This window comes from Roseobacter cerffii (genome assembly GCF_054226325.1).
In genome coordinates, this window is the sequence record NZ_CM135757.1 from 879812 (window position 1) to 896767 (window position 16956).

20 protein-coding genes are annotated in these 16956 nt (G+C 65.3%); 9 read left to right on the top strand and 11 right to left on the bottom strand.

What is annotated here, in order from left to right:
- The first annotated feature begins 6 nt into the window (after positions 1-6).
- From ACVC7O_RS04385 to ACVC7O_RS04400, 4 genes are all read left to right on the top strand, one after another.
- A complete protein-coding gene (locus tag ACVC7O_RS04385; protein WP_458324868.1) occupies positions 7-726 on the top strand; it encodes a 16S rRNA (uracil(1498)-N(3))-methyltransferase in 720 nt (239 codons plus the stop codon).
- Positions 723-1580, top strand: a complete 858-nt coding sequence (locus tag ACVC7O_RS04390; protein WP_458324869.1) for a GNAT family N-acetyltransferase — start codon at positions 723-725, stop codon at positions 1578-1580. Before ACVC7O_RS04385 ends, ACVC7O_RS04390 begins: the two co-directional genes overlap by 4 nt.
- On the top strand, positions 1577-2104 hold the full coding sequence (locus ACVC7O_RS04395; RefSeq protein ID WP_458324870.1) for a hypothetical protein: 528 nt from the start codon (positions 1577-1579) through the stop codon (positions 2102-2104). The genes ACVC7O_RS04390 and ACVC7O_RS04395 overlap by 4 nt, the downstream gene beginning before the upstream one ends.
- A gap of 66 nt (positions 2105-2170) precedes the next feature.
- Complete coding sequence (locus tag ACVC7O_RS04400) at positions 2171-3541, top strand: glutamate--cysteine ligase (protein ID WP_458324871.1); 1371 nt, start codon at positions 2171-2173, stop codon at positions 3539-3541.
- On the opposite strand, the gene ACVC7O_RS04405 is transcribed toward ACVC7O_RS04400, so the two are convergent.
- The 8 genes from ACVC7O_RS04405 to ACVC7O_RS04440 all read right to left on the bottom strand — a co-directional run bounded on the left by ACVC7O_RS04405 (position 3538) and on the right by ACVC7O_RS04440 (position 9404).
- Positions 3538-4149, bottom strand: coding sequence for a DNA-3-methyladenine glycosylase I (locus ACVC7O_RS04405; RefSeq protein ID WP_458324872.1), 612 nt, complete (start codon positions 4147-4149; stop codon positions 3538-3540). The two genes, ACVC7O_RS04400 and ACVC7O_RS04405, sit on opposite strands and share 4 nt — an antisense overlap.
- Before the next feature lie 91 nt (positions 4150-4240).
- Positions 4241-5452 (bottom strand): hypothetical protein, encoded by a 1212-nt coding sequence (locus ACVC7O_RS04410; protein ID WP_458324873.1) that lies wholly within the window; start codon positions 5450-5452, stop codon positions 4241-4243.
- A gap of 445 nt (positions 5453-5897) precedes the next feature.
- Positions 5898-6557 carry a DUF2461 domain-containing protein gene (locus tag ACVC7O_RS04415; protein ID WP_458324874.1) on the bottom strand — a complete coding sequence of 220 codons (660 nt, stop codon included), beginning with the start codon at positions 6555-6557 and terminating at the stop codon, positions 5898-5900.
- 11 nt (positions 6558-6568) lie between these two features.
- Entirely contained in the window at positions 6569-6913 is a 345-nt protein-coding gene (locus ACVC7O_RS04420; protein WP_458324875.1) for a TfoX/Sxy family protein, read from the bottom strand.
- A complete protein-coding gene (locus ACVC7O_RS04425) occupies positions 6913-7311 on the bottom strand; it encodes an MAPEG family protein (protein WP_458324876.1) in 399 nt (132 codons plus the stop codon). The genes ACVC7O_RS04420 and ACVC7O_RS04425 overlap by 1 nt, the downstream gene beginning before the upstream one ends.
- A gap of 20 nt (positions 7312-7331) precedes the next feature.
- Positions 7332-7718, bottom strand: coding sequence for a VOC family protein (locus ACVC7O_RS04430; RefSeq protein ID WP_458324877.1), 387 nt, complete (start codon positions 7716-7718; stop codon positions 7332-7334).
- Between the two features lie 79 nt (positions 7719-7797).
- Positions 7798-9033: an RNA polymerase sigma factor gene (locus ACVC7O_RS04435; RefSeq protein WP_458324878.1), complete on the bottom strand. Its 1236-nt coding sequence runs from the start codon at positions 9031-9033 to the stop codon at positions 7798-7800.
- The gene (locus tag ACVC7O_RS04440; RefSeq protein ID WP_458324879.1) at positions 9030-9404 is read right to left on the bottom strand and encodes a YciI family protein; all 375 of its coding nucleotides are present in this window, start codon (positions 9402-9404) and stop codon (positions 9030-9032) included. Before ACVC7O_RS04440 ends, ACVC7O_RS04435 begins: the two co-directional genes overlap by 4 nt.
- Before the next feature lie 156 nt (positions 9405-9560).
- Between ACVC7O_RS04440 and pqqA the strand changes: the two genes are divergently transcribed.
- The 5 genes from pqqA to pqqE are packed head-to-tail and all read left to right on the top strand — an operon-like array spanning position 9561 to position 12658.
- On the top strand, positions 9561-9668 hold the full coding sequence (gene pqqA, locus ACVC7O_RS04445; protein WP_263843048.1) for a pyrroloquinoline quinone precursor peptide PqqA: 108 nt from the start codon (positions 9561-9563) through the stop codon (positions 9666-9668).
- A gap of 15 nt (positions 9669-9683) precedes the next feature.
- Positions 9684-10571 (top strand): pyrroloquinoline quinone biosynthesis protein PqqB, encoded by an 888-nt coding sequence (gene pqqB / locus ACVC7O_RS04450; protein WP_458324880.1) that lies wholly within the window; start codon positions 9684-9686, stop codon positions 10569-10571.
- A complete protein-coding gene (pqqC, locus tag ACVC7O_RS04455; RefSeq protein WP_458324881.1) occupies positions 10568-11311 on the top strand; it encodes a pyrroloquinoline-quinone synthase PqqC in 744 nt (247 codons plus the stop codon). The genes pqqB and pqqC overlap by 4 nt, the downstream gene beginning before the upstream one ends.
- Positions 11311-11589, top strand: coding sequence for a pyrroloquinoline quinone biosynthesis peptide chaperone PqqD (pqqD, locus tag ACVC7O_RS04460; protein ID WP_458324882.1), 279 nt, complete (start codon positions 11311-11313; stop codon positions 11587-11589). The genes pqqC and pqqD overlap by 1 nt, the downstream gene beginning before the upstream one ends.
- Positions 11573-12658 carry a pyrroloquinoline quinone biosynthesis protein PqqE gene (pqqE, locus tag ACVC7O_RS04465; protein WP_458324883.1) on the top strand — a complete coding sequence of 362 codons (1086 nt, stop codon included), beginning with the start codon at positions 11573-11575 and terminating at the stop codon, positions 12656-12658. The genes pqqD and pqqE overlap by 17 nt, the downstream gene beginning before the upstream one ends.
- 147 nt (positions 12659-12805) lie before the next feature.
- On the opposite strand, the gene ACVC7O_RS04470 is transcribed toward pqqE, so the two are convergent.
- From ACVC7O_RS04470 to ACVC7O_RS04480, 3 genes are read right to left on the bottom strand one after another with little or no spacing between them, the layout of a single operon-like run.
- A complete protein-coding gene (locus ACVC7O_RS04470) occupies positions 12806-15004 on the bottom strand; it encodes a PAS-domain containing protein (RefSeq protein ID WP_458324884.1) in 2199 nt (732 codons plus the stop codon).
- 3 nt (positions 15005-15007) lie between these two features.
- Positions 15008-16183, bottom strand: a complete 1176-nt coding sequence (locus tag ACVC7O_RS04475; protein ID WP_458324885.1) for an FIST N-terminal domain-containing protein — start codon at positions 16181-16183, stop codon at positions 15008-15010.
- A gap of 37 nt (positions 16184-16220) precedes the next feature.
- Complete coding sequence (locus ACVC7O_RS04480) at positions 16221-16916, bottom strand: response regulator (protein ID WP_458324886.1); 696 nt, start codon at positions 16914-16916, stop codon at positions 16221-16223.
- Positions 16917-16956 lie beyond the last annotated feature (40 nt).

Here is a 16956-nt window from a genome sequence, read left to right on the forward strand (position 1 = left end):
CAGGCGGTGACGGCCAAAATCAGGCTTTATGTAGAGCATGCCTTGGGCGCGGGGCAATCGGTTCCGTTGTCGCGGGAGCAGGCGCATTATCTCTTTGGGGTGATGCGGCTCGGTGTGGGCGCGCAGATCCTGGTGTTTGATGGAGAGAGCGGCGAGTGGCTGGCCGAGGTGGTGGAGGCGGGCAAGCGCGGCGGGGTGCTGAGCGTACTCAGCCAGACGAAGGCCTTGCAGATGCCGCCCGATCTGTGGCTGGTCTTTGCGCCGGTGAAGAAGGCGCGCACGGATTTCATTGTCGAAAAGGCTGTGGAGATGGGCGTGGCGCGGATCGTGCCGGTGCAGACGGCCTTCACCAATTCCGGGCGCATCCAGCGCGCGCGGCTGCAGGCCCATGCGGTGGAGGCGGCGGAGCAATGTGGGGCCACCTTTGTGCCGGAGGTGGCCGAGATGCAGCGGCTGGACCAGGTGCTGAGAGCCTGGGATGGCGGGCGGCAGATCATGTTTTGCGACGAGGGGCAGGTGGCCTCAAAGCCCACCTTACCTGCCGTTTGCGCGCCTTGGGCGATCCTGATCGGGCCGGAAGGCGGGTTTGCCGATGCCGAGCGCGACCGGCTGCACCGGATGGGGCCGGCGCATAGCGTCTCATTGGGCCCCCGCATTCTGCGCGCGGACACGGCGGCGGTCGCGGCGCTGACACTTTGGCAGCACGCCTTGGGAGACTGGGTGTGATCCGGGTCGCCGGCCCGGAGGACGCAGCGGCTCTGGAAGTGTTTCTGCAGCCCCATGCGCCGACCTCCATGTTCCTGCGGGGCAATCTGGCCGCGCATGGGATCGGGTCGTCAGACCACGCGAATGCGACCACGTATTTCTTGTGCGAGGGTGCCGGGCAGATCACGGCCGTGGCGGGTTGCACCAATGGTGGGTTCCTGATGTGCCAGGCGCCGGATGCAGCGCCGGAGTTCTGGGCCGCTTGCGCGCAGGCGTTGCGGGGGCGGAAGCTGGTGGGGATCACCGGTGTGCCCGCGCAGGTCGATGCCTTTGCCGAGGCCCTCGGGTTCGGAGATGCGGCGTTTCGGGTGAAGGACATCGAGCCGCTTTATGTGTTGCCGCTGGCCGATCTGACGGATTTGCGGGCGCATGATCTGTCGCTGCGCCGTCCGAGACCGGAGGAGGTGCCGTGGTTGGCCGGGTGGTTCGACGGCTATCATCGGGAGACCGGGTTGGGCATGCTCGACGGGGTCGACGGATTGATTGCAGCCCAACAGTTCATCGAGAAGCCCGACAGCCGGGTGATGGAGATCGGCGGCACGGTCTGCGCGATGTCTGCGCTGAACGCGCGCACGGCGGATATGGTGCAGGTGGGTGGGGTTTACGTCCCGCCGGAGCACCGCGGGCGCGGGTACGGCGGGCGCATCGTGGCGCTGCATCTGGCGGAACTGCGGGCGCAGGGCATCCGCGACGCAATCCTCTTTGCCGCGACCGCCATTGCCGCCCGGGCCTATGAGGCCATCGGGTTCCGGCGCATCGGGTCCTACCAGATTTCCCTGCTGAAGGAGCCCGTGGTCTTGGGGGTGGAGGCATGACCTTTCTGCGCCCCGAAGCGAAGGCGCAGCTTATCCGCTGGCGCGAGGTGCTGGCGGGTGGCGCGATGGTGTTGCTGGGGTTCTGGTGGTTGATCGGGCCCGGGCGTCTGCTGGTGCTGCCCGCGATTGCGCTGCTTGTCGGTGGGGCGGCGCTGGTCTGGGTGGGCGTGCAGCGCGCCCGGTTTCGCAGCGCGGGGCAGGGGCCGGGGGCCGTGAGCGTCGATGAAGGCGAGATCACCTATTTCGGGCCGCTGACCGGTGGGTCTGTGGCGCTGCGTGAGATGGTGGAGCTCACGCTCGACAAGACGCTCTATCCTGCGCATTGGCGGCTGGTGCAGCCCGGGCAGCCGGATTTGTTGATCCCCGTGAATGCGGAAGGCGCCGAGGCGCTGTTCGATGCGTTTGCAACGCTCGCGGGCCTGCGGACAGAGCGGATGCTGCATGCGCTGCAAGAGGAAGGCACGCACGCCATCGTGATCTGGCAGCGTGCGGGCAGCACCACCGCCCCCCTTCGTCTGCATTGACACCTTCGGAATTTCGGCTCATCCCTGACCTTCCAACCTACGGCAGTCCAGCGGAGCCTCCCCAATATGTCCATCCCTCAATCCGGCGGCGGGCCCATCACCGCGCATGATCAGTTGGCGCAATACCTGGCGGATGGCTGCAAGCCCAAAGACCAGTGGCGGATCGGGACGGAGCACGAGAAGTTCGGCTATTGCAAGGACACGCTGAAGCCGCTGCCTTATGAAGGCGAGCGGTCGATCCGGGTGATGCTAGAGGGGCTGCGCGACGCGCACGGATGGGCGCCGGTGGAAGAGGGCGGCAAGCTCATTGGGCTGGAGAAGGACGGCGCGAATATCTCGCTGGAGCCCGGCGGGCAGCTGGAGCTCAGCGGCGCGCCGCTGGAGACGATCCACGAGACCTGTGACGAGGTGAACACGCATCTGCGCGAAGTGCAGGATGTGGCGGACCGGATTGGAGCGGGCTTCATCGGGCTGGGCGCGGCCCCGGTGTGGAGCCATGACGACATGGATTTAATGCCCAAGGGCCGCTACAAGCTGATGAACGATTACATGGCGCGCGTGGGCACCATGGGGCGGGTGATGATGCGGCGCACCTGCACCGTGCAGGTGAACCTCGATTTCGGGTCCGAAGCGGATATGGTGCAGAAGATGCGCGTGTCGCTGGCGCTGCAGCCGCTGGCGACGGCGCTTTTCGCCAATTCGCCCTTCTTCGAAGGCCGCCCCAACGGGCACAAGTCGTGGCGCAGCGTGGCCTGGCGCAATCTGGATGCGGCGCGTACGGGCATGTTGCCCTTTGTCTTCGAGGACGGGTTCGGGTTCGAGCGATGGGCCGAGTATGCGCTCGATGTGCCGATGTATTTCGTCTATCGTGACGGAGAGTATGTCGATGCTCTGGGGATGTCGTTCCGCGATTTTCTCAAGGGCAAGCTACCGGCGCTGCCCGGCGAAATCCCGACGCTAAGCGACTGGGCCGATCATCTGACCACCATCTTCCCCGAAGCGCGGGCGAAGCGGTTCATCGAGATGCGCGGGGCCGATGGCGGCCCGTGGCGACGTCTCTGCGCGCTGCCGGCCTTCTGGGTGGGGCTGATGTATGATCAGACCGCACTCGATGCGGCCTGGGACGTGGTCAAGGACTGGGACATGGGCACGCGCGACCTGATGCGCGTGGCGGCCTCGGTCGACGGTTTGCAGGCCGAGGTGCATGGGATCAAGCTTCATGATGTCGCGCGTGAAGTCGTGGCGATCAGCCAGGCGGGGCTGAAGGCGCGCGCCAAAGCGGGCGCGGGTGGCATGGTGCCGGACGAGACCCACTTCCTCAATGCGCTGATCGAAAGTGTTGAGACCGGGAAGGTGCCTGCGGACGAGTTGCTGGACCAGTATAACGGCGCCTGGGCTGGCGATCTGAGCCGGATTTACGCGGAGTATTCGTATTAGTGTGCGGGGCGTTTGAAGCTGGCGCGGGCGTCTTCGGCGGCGGGGCGCAGGGCGCAGCCGGTGGCGTGATCGTTGATCAGCCCCATCGCCTGCATGAAGGCAAACATCGTTGTCGGGCCCACGAAGCGCCAGCCGCGGCGCTTGAGCTCTTTTGAGAGCCGGATGGAACTGGGGCTTGTGGACTGGCTTTGCGGCACCCCAAGCTCGTCGGTGGGCGGCTCGAAGCGCCAGAAGAAGGCGGCGAGGCTGCCTTCGGATTCGACCATTTCCACCGCGCGGGCGGCGTTGTTGATCACGGCGGTGATCTTGCCCCGATGCCGGACGATCCCCGCATCATCAAGCAGGCGGGTGACATCAGCCGCGTCGTAACGCGCCATCTTGTGAAAGTCGAACCCGTCGAAGGCGGCGCGGAAGGCCGGGCGCTTGTTGAGAATAGTGCGCCAGCTCAGCCCAGACTGAAAGGATTCAAGACAGATCTTTTCAAAGAGCCGGATGTCTTCGGCAACCGGGAAGCCCCATTCGCGGTCGTGGTAGTCGAGGAATTCCGGCGCGCTGCCCGCCCATCCACAGCGGGGGCGACCATCGGGGCCGGTGAAGACGTTGCTCATCGGCGGGTGTCCTTTTGCCTCATACGCTGCGCAGTGCGGGCGGCGTGCAGTTTGGGGCCCGCCGGACCGGTGTCGGCCTTGAGGTGCGACCTCACTCGCTGCGCAGCTTGTCGCGCAACCGATCGAACAGGTAGGTTCCGCTGCGGCGTCCTGCCAGTTCTTCGGCGAGGTTGGTCTTGGACACGCCCTCGAACCAGACCTCGATCAGACCCACCGGGCCACTCTGATCGGCGGTGAAATCGCGCGCCTCGATGCTGAGCTCTTCGGCGAGGGCCTGGGCGGGGATGCTGTCCTCGGCGTTGTAATAGCGGATATGCGGGGTCGAGACCGCAAATTCGACGCGCTGCACGTTCTCGACCGTCAACCCAGTGTTGGCCAGTTGGATCAGCTTGCCTTCAAGCTGGCCCGCAGGCACCGCGTCGGGCGCATAGACCCGCAGGTCGAGGATGTCGAGGTTCATGCCAGTGGCGCCAAGCTTGTCAGCCAAGATCCATTCCGCGCCCGGCAGCGGGTCGGGCGGGCTGACCGGAAGAGCGGCCTGATCGGCGGGCGTGTCGGTCGCGACGACCGGCTGCAGTGGAAGCCAGGCGACCAGCGAGAGTGCGCCTTCGGCCGGGACATCCGGTTGCGCCGCGGTATGTGTCTCGGTCAGCAGCGCCGGGGCGGCGGCGCGTGGCTCAACGGGTGGGCGAACGGCGATCTGCGCGGTGGGCTGGGCCAGCGTTTCGGGCGCAGGCTCCGGAAGCGCGGCGGGCTGGGCAACCGTCACTGGCGCAGGCTCCGGAAGCGCGGCGGTGACGACCGGCGCGGGCTCGGCATACATCGACGAGCTCTCCTCGGCGGGTGTCGGGGCCTTCTGTGTCGCTGTTTCTGCGGGCGGTGCGGTGCGCAGGACGCCGATACCGACGAGCGCGCCGAGACCAACCGCGAGGCCGAAGCCAAGGCTTGCGAAACAGGCCATGGTCACCAGCAGCGAGCGGCTGAGCCGGTCGGTGAGCGCGGTGAAGCGGTTCGATACGTCCGTCTCGGGTGCCTCGTCAGGGGTCATGTCCGGCGTCCCACCCGTGGGGGCCGTATGCTCGGGGCGCGGCAGCCCCATCGTGAAGGGCGCAACCTTCGGCGTGTCAGCGGCCTTGCGGTCTTTCTTTGCCTCAAGATGCCGGGCCAGCGCGCGCTCGCGTTGGGCGCGCGCAGCCTCGAGCCGTTCCTCCCAATTCGGGACGGAATAGAGCTCCTCAATACTTTGTTTGTCACTCTGGGGACCCTGCGGTTGGTCCGAGTGACCGCTGTCTTTCTCTAACATGTTATACGCCCCCCCGGGCGAACAGTTCATGAAGCGCAGACATCCCAGCGGCACTCAAAGGGATCGACCCGCAAAAATCAAATCAAAAAAACTGTCTGCGTTTTTAACAGCTTGAGTGGCTCTTTCCTACAACACCTCCGGATTTGGACGTTTGCGGATCGCGGTTGCGGACCGGACTTGGGCCATGGGTCAGCCTGGCGAGGCGCAGGTTTAACGCCAGCCCAATGGGTCCGCCTGAGCGGCCCGGCTTCATGTGAATGGCCTTGATTGTTAACCATTTTCTGGCGTCAGCGGAGCGGGACCAGGACAGGCTTGGGTAATAGAGCCCGGGCGCTGATTTCAGATGCGATGTACGGACCAGACACTTACATGAAAATTCCGTGACATGGCATGCTTTGGCGTATGTTTACCGCAGAAAACCAAGAGTGTGCGCGTGAAGCGCGCGTCACTGCAGCTCCGATAAGAATCGGAAGACGGGCATCAGGGGTCGGAGGTTCGATATCGTCCGCGGCACCAGGTCAGGGGCCGTGACGAAGCCGGTATCCGGCAGATCCGCCCAGGCTGAAAAGCCCTTTCGGCGCAGGGCTTCTGCATGGGGATGGTCACTGTCGAAACCGGGCGGCACGCGCTTCAAGTCGGGTGGCGAGATGCGCAGCCCCTCGCTTGCAAGGTGCTTTTCGAGCGCGATCAGCTCCGCACCCTTCCGCCCTGCCATCTGGTCCCGGAAGTGGATCAACCCCGCCTTGTCGAATTGAAAGATGCCGCAGCCGAGCGACAGCTTTTCCGTGCCTAACCCAAAGAACCACATCGGTGTGTTGGGCGGTGCCGGGTCGGGGGCGAAGGAGATGTGCAGATGCGCGTTGTACGGTGTCTTGTCTTTCGAAAAGCGGATGTCGCGGTTGATGCGGTAGATCTTGGCGCTGTGCGGCGCACCCGTCAGAGCCTCGAGCGCGGGGCACATCGCTTGGGTGAATTGCTTTGCGGGGGTTTTGATCTCGCGCTCGTAGGTCGGTTTATTGTCCTGGAACCAATCTCGCCGGTTGTTGGCCTTGAGGTCCGACAGAAAGCGCAGGGCCGCGGGCGAGAAATGGTCGAAGTCGGTCATGGCGGGCTCCGTCAGGGCTTCGGGGGCAGGGTGGTCACATGGTCCAGCGCGCGGCGGAGCCAGCCGTGCAAGGCCGGGTCGGGGCAGTCCTCGTGGTTCACGAGGATGTAGCCGCCCATCTTGCGCGTGCCCTGCATGAGCGGTCGGGCGGTGGGATCTTCCAGCGCGTCCGCCTCCTGCTCCTTGCCGACGCGGAACATGAAGCGGCGTGTGCCAGCCGTGTCGCGGCGCGCGCCGCTGAGCATATGGCCGTTCAGCAGGAAGACGGTGCCGCCCATCATGCGCCTTTCGGTGAGGCCCGCGTGCCCCGCGAGGGCGCGGCGCATGCGGTCTGTCAACTCCGGGTCCTGCGGCATCAGACCAGCTCCGCGACGCGCAGCAGGATCGTCGCGGAGAGCACGAGCATCGTGAGCGTGGTCAGAAGCGTGCCGATGAGACGCCCCGGCCCGTTCGGGTTCTGGCGAAAGCCCACATAATGGATCAGCCGCGCGGCGATCAGCACGACGCCGCAGGTGATCACCAGCCAGGGCGGCGCGCCCGCGATTTCGGCCCCCGCCAGGGCCAGCAGCGCCAGCGGCACGTATTCGGTGAAGTTGCCATGCGCGCGGATGCGGCGCAGCAGGTCGTCATCATCCCCCGCGAGCATCATGATGCCGGTTTTCGCCCGCCGCAGGCCAACGGCGATGGCCATGGGCACGCTCATGAGCGCAAGCAGCGCGGTGAAGATCAGCGCATAGGTCGGTGTCTGGTCCATGGTCGTGTCCCTCCTCTAGCTCAGCCCGCCATGCTCTCGTAGGTGATCAGTGCAAAGCGCGCGCCCTGCGGGTCGGTCAGCGTGGCCATACGTCCGACGCCGGGCATGTCCGTGGGCGGCGTGACAACCGCGGCGCCCTGGGCCTGCGCGGTCTCGACGCTCGCGTCCACATCCGCGACTGTAAAGTAGATCGTCCAGCTGCCGCTGTCTTCCGGCATCGGGGAAAACCCGCCGATCGCCGTCTCGCCGATGGCGGCGGCGGAGTAACTGGAGCCGTCCTGCATCGGCATGTCGTTGATCGCCCAGCCCAGCACCTCCTTGTAGAAGCTCTTGGCTGCGCCCTGGTCCGGCCCGGCGTGGCCAATCCAGCCCGCGTTGCCGATGGTGGTCATCTCGAGAATACTCATGGGTTTGCTCCTTGTTGTGCGCGTCCCCGACGGTGAGGACAGTCCTAGGACGCATGAGGCGGTGGCGATCCGACAGCGGTCAGACGTTTTTTCTTAGCGCGGCGATTTTCTCATCGAGCAGGCGGCGTTCTGGTGCGGTGGGTCCGAGATCCAGAGCGCGCATGTAGGCGTCTAGCGCCGCCTGCGGAGCGCCGGTGTCTTCGAGAAAGGCCGCCCGCATGGTGTGAAACCAGCGGTAGCTGTCGAGCTCGGGCGCGAGCGCTTGCATTTCGGCGAGCGCATGGGCGGGGCCCTTGGTCCGCGCCTGCACCGCGATCAGGTTCAGGCGCACCACGGGCGAGGGCTGCAGCGCATGGAGCGCGGCGTAATGCGCTTCGATCAGGGCCCAATCCGTGGTCTCGGGTGTGGTGGCGCGGGCGTGTTCGGCAGCGATGGCCGCTTGAATAAGGTAAGGGCCGTGATGGCCGATCCGCTGGGCCTTCTGGAAGAAGGCGCGGGCCTCATTCATCTCGGCGCGCGACCAGAGGATGCGGTCCTGGTCTTCGAAGGCGATGGGCCGCCCCGCGCCGTCGAGGCGCGCGTGGCGGCGGGCATGCTGGAAGAGCAGCAGAGCCAACAAAGCTGTCTGCTCACCCATGCCGGGGAACAGCTCGGCCAAGAGCCGGGCGATGCGGATGGCCTCTTCGCAGAGCAGGGGGCGCATCTGGGTTTCGGTTTCCGAGGCGGACCAGCCTTCGTTGAACATCAGGTAGACCATCACCGACACCTCGCCCAGGCGCCGCCCGCGCTCCTGCGGGCTGGGCGTCTCGAACGGCACCGGGTTGGCGGCGATGCGCTTCTTGGCACGGGTGATCCGCTGTTCCATCGCCTTGGGTTTGACGAGAAACCCCCGCCCGATCTCGGCCACCGACAGGCCCGCGACGACCCGCAGGGCAACGGCGATCTGGTCGCGCCGCTCCAGCGCGGGGTGGCAGCAGATGAACAAGAGCCGCAGCACATCGTCGCGCAGGGCGTCCGGGTCGGGCAGGGGTGGTTCGGTCTCGGTTAGCACGACCTGATTTTCGGCCAGCAGGCGCGACTGGCGCTGACCTTTGCGCAGCACGTCGATGCCGCTGCGCCGGGCAGTGGTCAGCAGCCATGCGAGCGGATCGTCCGGCTTGCCGCGCGCGGGCCAATGGGTCAGCGCCTTGAGGCAGGCGTCGGCAAAGGCGTCTTCGGCGAGATCAACCGAGCCGAAATAGCGGGTGAGCGCCGCCATCGCGCGTGGGCGCTGTTGCGCGACACTTGCCGCAAGCCACTCCGCCCGCCCGCTCATCCCTCTGTCGAGATCGCCCCGCCTGCCCAGGCGATGGGGCGCACTTCGAGCCGGGCGATGGGCGAGGAGATCATGCGGGCGTGCTCGAGCGCCTCATCGAGATCGCGGAACTCGGCGGCGTAGAACCCCAGAAAGCTCTCCTTGGTCTCGGCGAAGGGCCCATCGACGATCAGCGGGGCGAGGTCGGCGGAGGTGGGCGGCACAACGGTCACGGCGGTGGAGGGCGGCATGAGCTTGACGCTGATGTAGTCGCCCCGCGCGCCCAGCCTGTCCTGCAGCGCCTTGTGCCGGGCCATGACCTCGTCCTGCCGTGCCTTGGGCAGCTGGTCGAAGACGCCGGCCTCGCCGTAGATCGTGATCGCATACATCATCTGGGGTCCTCCTTCTGTGATGATGATGCGAGGACGCGCGGGGCAATGCAAATCCGACAGCATGGCGCCGCTTGAGGTCACTACACCTAAAGTATGATTTGCGCTTGGCGCCCGCCCGGCTAACATCGCCTTGGAACACAGAGGAGGAGTCCACCAATGGCTTGGAGTAAACCCGTCGCCCGCGAGATCAAATGCGGCATGGAAATCAACATGTACGGTCCCGGCGAGGACGATGAGCGCGGCGGCGAGCGCGACGTCATCTAACGGCACAGCCATTTCATGCACCTGATTGTTCTTGGGGCCGGCGCCGGCGGGGGGCTGCCTCAATGGAACTGCGGTTGCCGAAATTGCAAGGATGCACGTGACGGGACGATTGCGTCGATGACGCAGTCGTCCGTTGCCGTTTCGGCAAATGGATCGGAGTGGGCGGTGCTGAACGCCTCGCCCGACATCCGCGACCAGGTGCAGCGGGTGGCTCAGCTGCACCCCGAGTCACTGCGCGGCACCCCGATTGCCTCGGTGGTGCTGACGAATGGGGACATCGACCATATCGCGGGGCTGCTGACGCTGCGCGAGAATACACCGTTTACGACCTATGCGACGGCCTCCGGGCTGGAAATTCTGGAAAGCAATTCGGTGTTCAACGTGCTCGATGCGGAGCTGGTCGCGCGGCATCGGATCGAGTTGGAGGAGCCCTTTGAGGCGGCGCCCGGCCTGATGGTCACGGCGTTTTCGGTGCCCGGCAAGGTGGCGCTGTTCCTCGAGGGCGATACGTTGAACCTCGAGGAGGTGGGTGAGCAGACGGTGGGGCTGATCCTCGAGACCGAGGCGGCGCGGGCGGTCTATATCCCCGGCTGCGCCAAGGTGCCCGATTGGTTGCTGGAGCGGTTGGGTGGTACGGCTCTGCTGCTCTTCGACGGGACGGTCTGGAACAATGACGACATGCAGCAGACGGGAACGGGTGAAAAGACGGGCGCGCGGATGGGGCATTTGCCGCTGAACGGTGCGGAGGGCAGCCTGGCGCGGCTCAGCGGTGTTGACGCGCGCAAGGTCTATATCCACATCAACAACACCAACCCGATCCTGCAACCTGACAGCCCCGAGCGCGCAGAGGTTGAGGCGCGGGGCTGGGAGATCGCTTACGACGGGATGGAGATCACGCTATGACGATACATGCCCCGAGCCGCGAGACCTTCGAGGCGCGCCTGCGCCAGATCGGCGATGAGCGCTATCACGACAAGCACCCGTTTCATCAGTTGTTGCATTCGGGCGGCTGCACGCCGGATCAGGTGCGTGCCTGGGTGATCAACCGCTACTACTACCAGACGCGCATCCCGATGAAGGACGCCGCCTTCATGTCGCGGGTGAGTGACCCGAACCTGCGGCGCATCTGGCGCAGCCGGATCGAGGACCATGACGGGACCGAGCCGGGGACCGGGGGGATCGCACGCTGGTTGAAGCTGGCCGAGGGCGTGGGGCTCGACCCAGAGTACGTGGCCTCGGAGGTGGGCATCCTGCCCGCGACGCGCTTTGCGGTGGATGCCTATGTGCGCTTTGTGCGGGACGAGCCTTTGTTGCCCGCGGTGGCTTCGTCGCTCACGGAGTTGTTCGCGCCGAAGATCCACTCGGAGCGTATCGCGGGGCTGTTCGAGCATTACGCGTTCGCGAATGCCGATACGATGTCCTACTTCCAGAATCGGCTGAAGGAGGCGCCGAAAGATGTGGCATTCGGGCTGAAGTGGGTGCTGGATCATGCTGTGACGCAGGTGGATCAAGATGCCGCAGCCCGGGCGCTCACCTTCAAGACGGAGGTGCTCTGGGCGCAACTCGACGCGCTTTACTCGGCCTATGTGGAACCGGGGCGCATTCCGCCCGGCGGGTGGCAGCCCGGCGAAGGCCTCGCCTGATGGCGCCCGAGGATGTGCCCCTGCTCCCGCGCGGCGTGCGCTGTCATTTCGACAAGGTGCGCAAGGTGGATGTGCTGCTGGGACCGGAGCGGGTGTTGATGCTCGACCAGATCGGGCTTGCCATTTTGCAGCGGACGGATGGTGAGGCCTCGATTGCGCAGATTTCGGATGATCTGGCCCAGACCTATGAGGCGGAGCGTGATGTGATCGAGCCGGATGTGATCGCCTATCTGCAGGATTTGCGGGAGAGGGGGTTCGTGCATGTGCGCAGCACCTAACCCGCCGATGGCGATGCTGGCGGAGCTCACGCACCGCTGCCCGCTGGCCTGCCCCTATTGCTCGAACCCGACGGAACTGGCGGCGAAGGAGACGGAGCTGTCGACCGAGATCTGGGCAGATGTGTTCCGGCAGGCGGCAGACCTCGGCGTGTTGCAGCTGCATATTTCCGGCGGCGAGCCAGCGTCGCGATCAGATCTTGTGGAGCTGGTGATCGCCGCGCGCGAAGCGGGGCTTTACACCAACCTCATCACCTCGGGCATCGGGTTGAACGAACGACGGCTTAACGCGCTGGACGATGCGGGGCTTGATCATGTGCAGCTGTCGCTGCAGGGGATCACCGCCGAGATGGCGGACCGGATCGGCGGCTACAAAGGCGGGTTCAAGCGCAAGATGCATGTGGCGGAGCTGATTGATCAGATCGGGTTTCCGCTGACGCTGAATGCGGTGATGCATCGCGAGAACCTCGATGATCTGCCTGCCACCATCGAGATGGCGCTGCGCCTGAACGCGCGGCGGATCGAGATCGCTTGCGTTCAGTTTCAGGGTTGGGCGCTGACCAACCGTGCCGCGTTGCAGCCGCGGGCGGAGCAGGTGGCAGAGGCCAAGCGCACGGTGGCCGAAGCGGTCGAGCGGTTGCGTGGCCAGTTGGTGATCGATTTCGTGCCGCCGGATTACTATTCGGATTATCCCAAGGCCTGCATGAATGGCTGGGGCTCGACCGGGCTGAACATCTCGCCCGACGGGACGGTGCTGCCCTGCCATGCGGCGACGATCATCCCGGGGCTGGAGTTCGACAGCGTTCAGAACCGTCCGCTGTCCGAGATCTGGTACGACGGTGCGGCCTTCGACGCGTTTCGGGGCACCGACTGGATGCCGGAGCTGTGCCAGAGCTGCGAGCGGCGGGACATCGACTTTGGCGGCTGCCGCTGTCAGGCGATGGCGATCCTTGGGGATGCGACGGCGCCGGACCCGGTGTGCCGCAAGTCGCCCGGACGCGCGACGCTCGATGCGCTCCTGGCGGAGGACGGCCAAGGCGTCGAGGTGCCCGAATACGTCTATCGCCGCTAGCGGAGCGGTTTCCAAATCTCAGACAAACCTGTCCGCCTACCGACCCGGCGGGCACCGCCGGGCAGCGCCCGACCCCCTTCGACAGGAGGGAGGGCGCTCCCCTTTCGCCGCACCGCGCAACCGTCTGAGCAGCTCTGGACGCGGCCTCTAGGCCGTGCGGGGAACGGTTGTCAGAAATTCGGCGAGCACGGCACGGGACAGCGGCTTGTGCGCAAGGGCGACCTGCAGCGCGGCGCAGCTGTCGACCAACTCCTGCGAGCGGTTGGCGGAGATAATGGTGGTGGGCAGAGTGCCGTAGCGCTGCCGCAGCTGTGGTACCAGATCGGTCCCGCTCATCCCGTCGCCCAACTGATAGTCGAGCACGAAGCAATCGGGCACGACGCCAAGCTCCTCGTAAAGCTCAAGGGCCTCTTCCGCGCTGGGGCTTTGCAACACGTCCGAGCCAAGTGCCTCGATCGTGAGCGAGATCGAGTTCCGCAAGGCGGCATCGTTTTCGACCAGCCCGATCAGCAGCCCGCGGGTGGATTGGCTGGTAGCGCGCGCGGGCGCACGGGCCTGCGTGTTCGACGCGCGTGCGGCGGCCTTCAGCCCAACCGAGAAGCAGCTGCCCCGCCCAAGCTCCGACCACAGCTCCAGCTCGTGGTCGAGCATCTTGCAGGCGCGATCCACGATGGCGAGGCCGAGGCCGAGCCCCACCTGATCGCCGCGCTCTTTCTTGAGCTGCTGGAACTCCTGAAAGATCAGCGTCTGATCCTCGGCCGAGATGCCAGGTCCCTGGTCGCAGACATCGACGCGCAACATGCCACCGATCTGGCGGACGCCCACCAGGATCTTGCGGCCGGTGGTGTAGCGGATCGCGTTGCTGATGATGTTCTGCAGGATGCGGTAAAGGTAGGATTGGTCGCTGCGCACCTTCACCGAGGTTGGTATGATACGCAGGTCGAGCCCGCGGGCGGTCGCGAGCGGCGCGAACTCGTTGTAAAGCGTGGTGAACACGCAGTTCAGGTCCACAGATGTCAGATCATAGGTGGCGAGCCCGAGGTCGAGCTTCGAGATGTCGAGAAGCGCGGTGATGATCGATTCGGCACTTTCCAAAGCGGAGGTGGTCTTGCGCACCAACTCGCGGTCGGAGCCGCTGTCGACCCGGTCCTCCAGCACGGAGGTATAGAGCTTCGCCGCCGACATCGGTTGCAGCAGATCATGCGAGGCGGCGGCGACGAAACGGGTTTTCGAGGCATTAGCGCGGCGCGCGGCATCGAGCGCCTTGCCGAGCTCGATGGTGCGGTCGGCCACGCGTTTTTCCAGGGTCTCGTTGAGCTCGCGCAGCGCGCTGGAGGTCTGGCGTTCCTGCGTGATGTCGGTGAAGCTGATCACGAAGCCCCGGTCGGGCATCTCCTGCATAAAGACGTCGAAGATCGCCGCATCGTCGCGCACCACCTCGAAGCTGAGCGCATCGCGGCCCGCGCTCTTGCGGGCCCAGTCACGCAGGTCGGATTTCTGCATCCGCCCGGTGTAGGTGAAGAGATCCTCCAGCCGGTCGAGCAGCTCATCGAAGTTGCCGCCGCGAAAGGTGGGGCCGATGCGGCGGCGCAAGAGGTCCTCCATGCGCCGGTTCCAGCCCACGAGACGGCGATGGTGGTCGAAGATGCAGATGCCCTGCTTGATGTGGTCGAGCGTGGCGCGCAGCATCAGCGCCTGCTGGTGAACGAGCTTGTCGCGCTCCTGCCGTTCGAGGCGCATGATCTCGGTCACGTCGGTCTGCAGGATCACGGTGCCGCGGGTGTCAGTGCGGTGCTCGCTCACCTGCATCCAGCGGTTGCCGCTGAGCCGGATGTTGAAGACCACGTGATCCTTGCGGTGAAACTCCATCCGGGTCTCGCGCCACCCCTCCGGGCTTTCCTCGGCGCCCCAGTCCAGATCGGCGCTGGTGCTGATCAGGTTGATGTAGTCCTTGAAGGCCAGACCGGTCTTGAGTTTGCCGCGCATGTCGCTGAGCGCTTCGCAGAAGCGGCTGTTGAAAAGCACGAGCCGGTCGCTTTGATCGAAGAGCGCAAAGCCTTCGTCGATGGTCTCGATCGCGTCGGCGAGGTTGGCGCGGGCGTCTTCCGCCTCTTGCCGGGCCAGCGCAAAGCGGGCGTTTGATTCGTGCAGAAGGTCGAGGGTGCGTTCCAGATCAACGGTGCGCTGGCGTACCTGCTCTTCCAGCATCGCGGCGCGCTCGAACTGGGCGTAGGCAAGGCCGGTCTGGTCGGGGCTCTGTTCGACCTTGCGCATCAGCGCCTCGGCGATCTGCATCAGCTTCTCGTTCTGCCGCTCGAGGCTGTCGGAGGGGTTGACGAGATCCATGGATCAGCCGTCGGGATTGACCAGCATCACCCCGGTCATCGTATGGTTCACATGCAAAGGCCCGATCTGTTCGCCATAGGTCGAGAAGCCCACGACGCGGTTGCGCGCCATGATCTCCGAGAGATCGCGGGTGGCCTGGGTCTGCTCGGCCTCGATCCGGCGCAGCACGCAGTCGCAGGCGAAGATGTCCACATCCTCGCGCCCCGCCTTGATCTTGGAGAGCTCTTGATCAAGGTGGCTGGCGATCTCCTGAGGTTCTGCCACATTGAGCACCATGCCCTCGTCAATGGCGGCGAAGAACACCAGCTCGCCCGCCTCGTTCACACGCTGGATCGCGCGCACGTGGTGGGTATCGCCCAGGCGCACGACCACCGGGTTGGCGGAGAAGGTGAACTCATCCAGCTGGTCCGGGTCCTTGTTGACGATGCGGGCGTATTCGCGCGCGGCAGGCTCGGCGTTGATCTCCTTGACGATGCGCTGTTCGGGGTCCGCCTTGGTCACGATCATGCGGCGTCCGGTAGGCTCCAGATGGTTGAGACTGAAGACGCGCGTTTCGCAATCGGTGCGCACGAAGGTCACCAGTGCGCTTCCGGTTGTCAGCTTATCACCGTGGGCGAGCCAGGTTTCCTCGAACCGCGTGCCATCCCCCGACGAGCCGCCGAAGACCGGCCAGGAGCCCATCGCAGGTGCAATGGTGGCGGCCAGCACATCCTCGCGCAGCGACAGCCCATCGACCAGCAGGAAGCCGAACCCGTTGGGCTTGTCGCCATGGTCTTCGGCCAGCGCCGTGCGGGCCTGCACCAGCTGGTCAATCAGGCTCTGCGCGTCGAGGGTTTCGAGATCGGCGATCTGCACCGTTTCGGTCGCGAAATGCCGGGCGGGCAGCCCGATCACCACCGAGATGTCATCCTCGGCATAGCCGGTCCAGCCGATCTGTCCCGCGGTGGTGCAGCCGGTCACGGCTGTCTCCGGGAACGCGGCGACGGCGGCCGCGCAGATCCGCTGCAAATCCGGCTGGTTCGGGCTGAACACGAAGAACTGTGCCCAGACATCATGCCCCAGCTGATCTTTCAGAATAGCAGCGGGGTTGGTGTCCGCTGCCGCGATATGCACGGTTGCCAATAGTCGTTTCGCAACCGCGTCGGACGCGGTTATGCGTTGCGCACCTTCCATTTTCATCGGGTCTTGCCTCCCCCCACGGAGGATAGGCGCAACCCTAGCCTTCAGGCAAGATGGAGTTGAATTGTGCTTTCTGCGAGACGAGAACAGCCTGCGTGCGGCTTTGCACGCCGAGCTTGCGCATGATCGCGGTCACATGCGCCTTGACCGTGGTCTCGGCGATGGAGAGGTCGAAGGCGATTTGCTTGTTGAGCTTGCCTTCGCAGATGAGCTGCAGGATGCGGGACTGCTGGGCCGTGAGGTCCGAGAGCCGCGAGACCGCGTCGCTGACCGCATCAGCCTCGGGGTCGTTGAAGCTCTCGGGCTTGTAGGTCTGGCCGTCGGCAATGGCGTTGATCGCCTCTTCCAGCTTGGCGCGCGGGCTGTGTTTCGGCACGAACCCGGAGGCGCCTGCTGCCAGCACCGAGGAGACCATGCGCGCATCATCCATCGAGGAGACGACCAGCACCGGTGCGGCGCCCGCGGCCCGGCTGATCTCGATCACCCCATCGACGCCCGCCACATCCGGCAGGTTCAGATCGAGTGCGACGAGCCTCGGTTGCGGCTCATCCGCAAGCAGGCTGAGCGCGCGCTCCATCGTGTCGGCGGTTTTCACATTGATGCCAGGCATGACGCTGCGCAGCGTGAGCTCGAGCGCGTCGCAAAAGAGCGGGTGGTCATCCACCACCAGGATCCAGCCTTGCGGCGCCGTTTGCGCCCAGTCACGGGATGTCTTGAGAATATCTGTCGTCATACTGGTACCCTAACACCTTCCTTGCATCCGGAAACTATCC

What these genes read in the sequence shown, in the direction of transcription:
- ACVC7O_RS04435 (WP_458324878.1), bottom strand. Translation starts at nt 9,033, where the DNA reads ATGAGCGGGCGGGCGGAGTGGCTTGCGGCAAGTGTCGCGCAACAGCGC.
- pqqB (WP_458324880.1), top strand. Translation starts at nt 9,684, where the DNA reads ATGCACCTGATTGTTCTTGGGGCCGGCGCCGGCGGGGGGCTGCCTCAA.
- ACVC7O_RS04475 (WP_458324885.1), bottom strand. Translation starts at nt 16,183, where the DNA reads ATGAAAATGGAAGGTGCGCAACGCATAACCGCGTCCGACGCGGTTGCG.
- ACVC7O_RS04410 (WP_458324873.1), bottom strand. Translation starts at nt 5,452, where the DNA reads ATGTTAGAGAAAGACAGCGGTCACTCGGACCAACCGCAGGGTCCCCAG.
- pqqA (WP_263843048.1), top strand. Translation starts at nt 9,561, where the DNA reads ATGGCTTGGAGTAAACCCGTCGCCCGCGAGATCAAATGCGGCATGGAA.
- ACVC7O_RS04405 (WP_458324872.1), bottom strand. Translation starts at nt 4,149, where the DNA reads ATGAGCAACGTCTTCACCGGCCCCGATGGTCGCCCCCGCTGTGGATGG.
- pqqD (WP_458324882.1), top strand. Translation starts at nt 11,311, where the DNA reads ATGGCGCCCGAGGATGTGCCCCTGCTCCCGCGCGGCGTGCGCTGTCAT.
- ACVC7O_RS04425 (WP_458324876.1), bottom strand. Translation starts at nt 7,311, where the DNA reads ATGGACCAGACACCGACCTATGCGCTGATCTTCACCGCGCTGCTTGCG.
- ACVC7O_RS04400 (WP_458324871.1), top strand. Translation starts at nt 2,171, where the DNA reads ATGTCCATCCCTCAATCCGGCGGCGGGCCCATCACCGCGCATGATCAG.
- ACVC7O_RS04395 (WP_458324870.1), top strand. Translation starts at nt 1,577, where the DNA reads ATGACCTTTCTGCGCCCCGAAGCGAAGGCGCAGCTTATCCGCTGGCGC.
- ACVC7O_RS04430 (WP_458324877.1), bottom strand. Translation starts at nt 7,718, where the DNA reads ATGAGTATTCTCGAGATGACCACCATCGGCAACGCGGGCTGGATTGGC.
- ACVC7O_RS04470 (WP_458324884.1), bottom strand. Translation starts at nt 15,004, where the DNA reads ATGGATCTCGTCAACCCCTCCGACAGCCTCGAGCGGCAGAACGAGAAG.
- ACVC7O_RS04480 (WP_458324886.1), bottom strand. Translation starts at nt 16,916, where the DNA reads ATGACGACAGATATTCTCAAGACATCCCGTGACTGGGCGCAAACGGCG.
- pqqE (WP_458324883.1), top strand. Translation starts at nt 11,573, where the DNA reads ATGTGCGCAGCACCTAACCCGCCGATGGCGATGCTGGCGGAGCTCACG.
- pqqC (WP_458324881.1), top strand. Translation starts at nt 10,568, where the DNA reads ATGACGATACATGCCCCGAGCCGCGAGACCTTCGAGGCGCGCCTGCGC.
- ACVC7O_RS04420 (WP_458324875.1), bottom strand. Translation starts at nt 6,913, where the DNA reads ATGCCGCAGGACCCGGAGTTGACAGACCGCATGCGCCGCGCCCTCGCG.
- ACVC7O_RS04415 (WP_458324874.1), bottom strand. Translation starts at nt 6,557, where the DNA reads ATGACCGACTTCGACCATTTCTCGCCCGCGGCCCTGCGCTTTCTGTCG.
- ACVC7O_RS04440 (WP_458324879.1), bottom strand. Translation starts at nt 9,404, where the DNA reads ATGATGTATGCGATCACGATCTACGGCGAGGCCGGCGTCTTCGACCAG.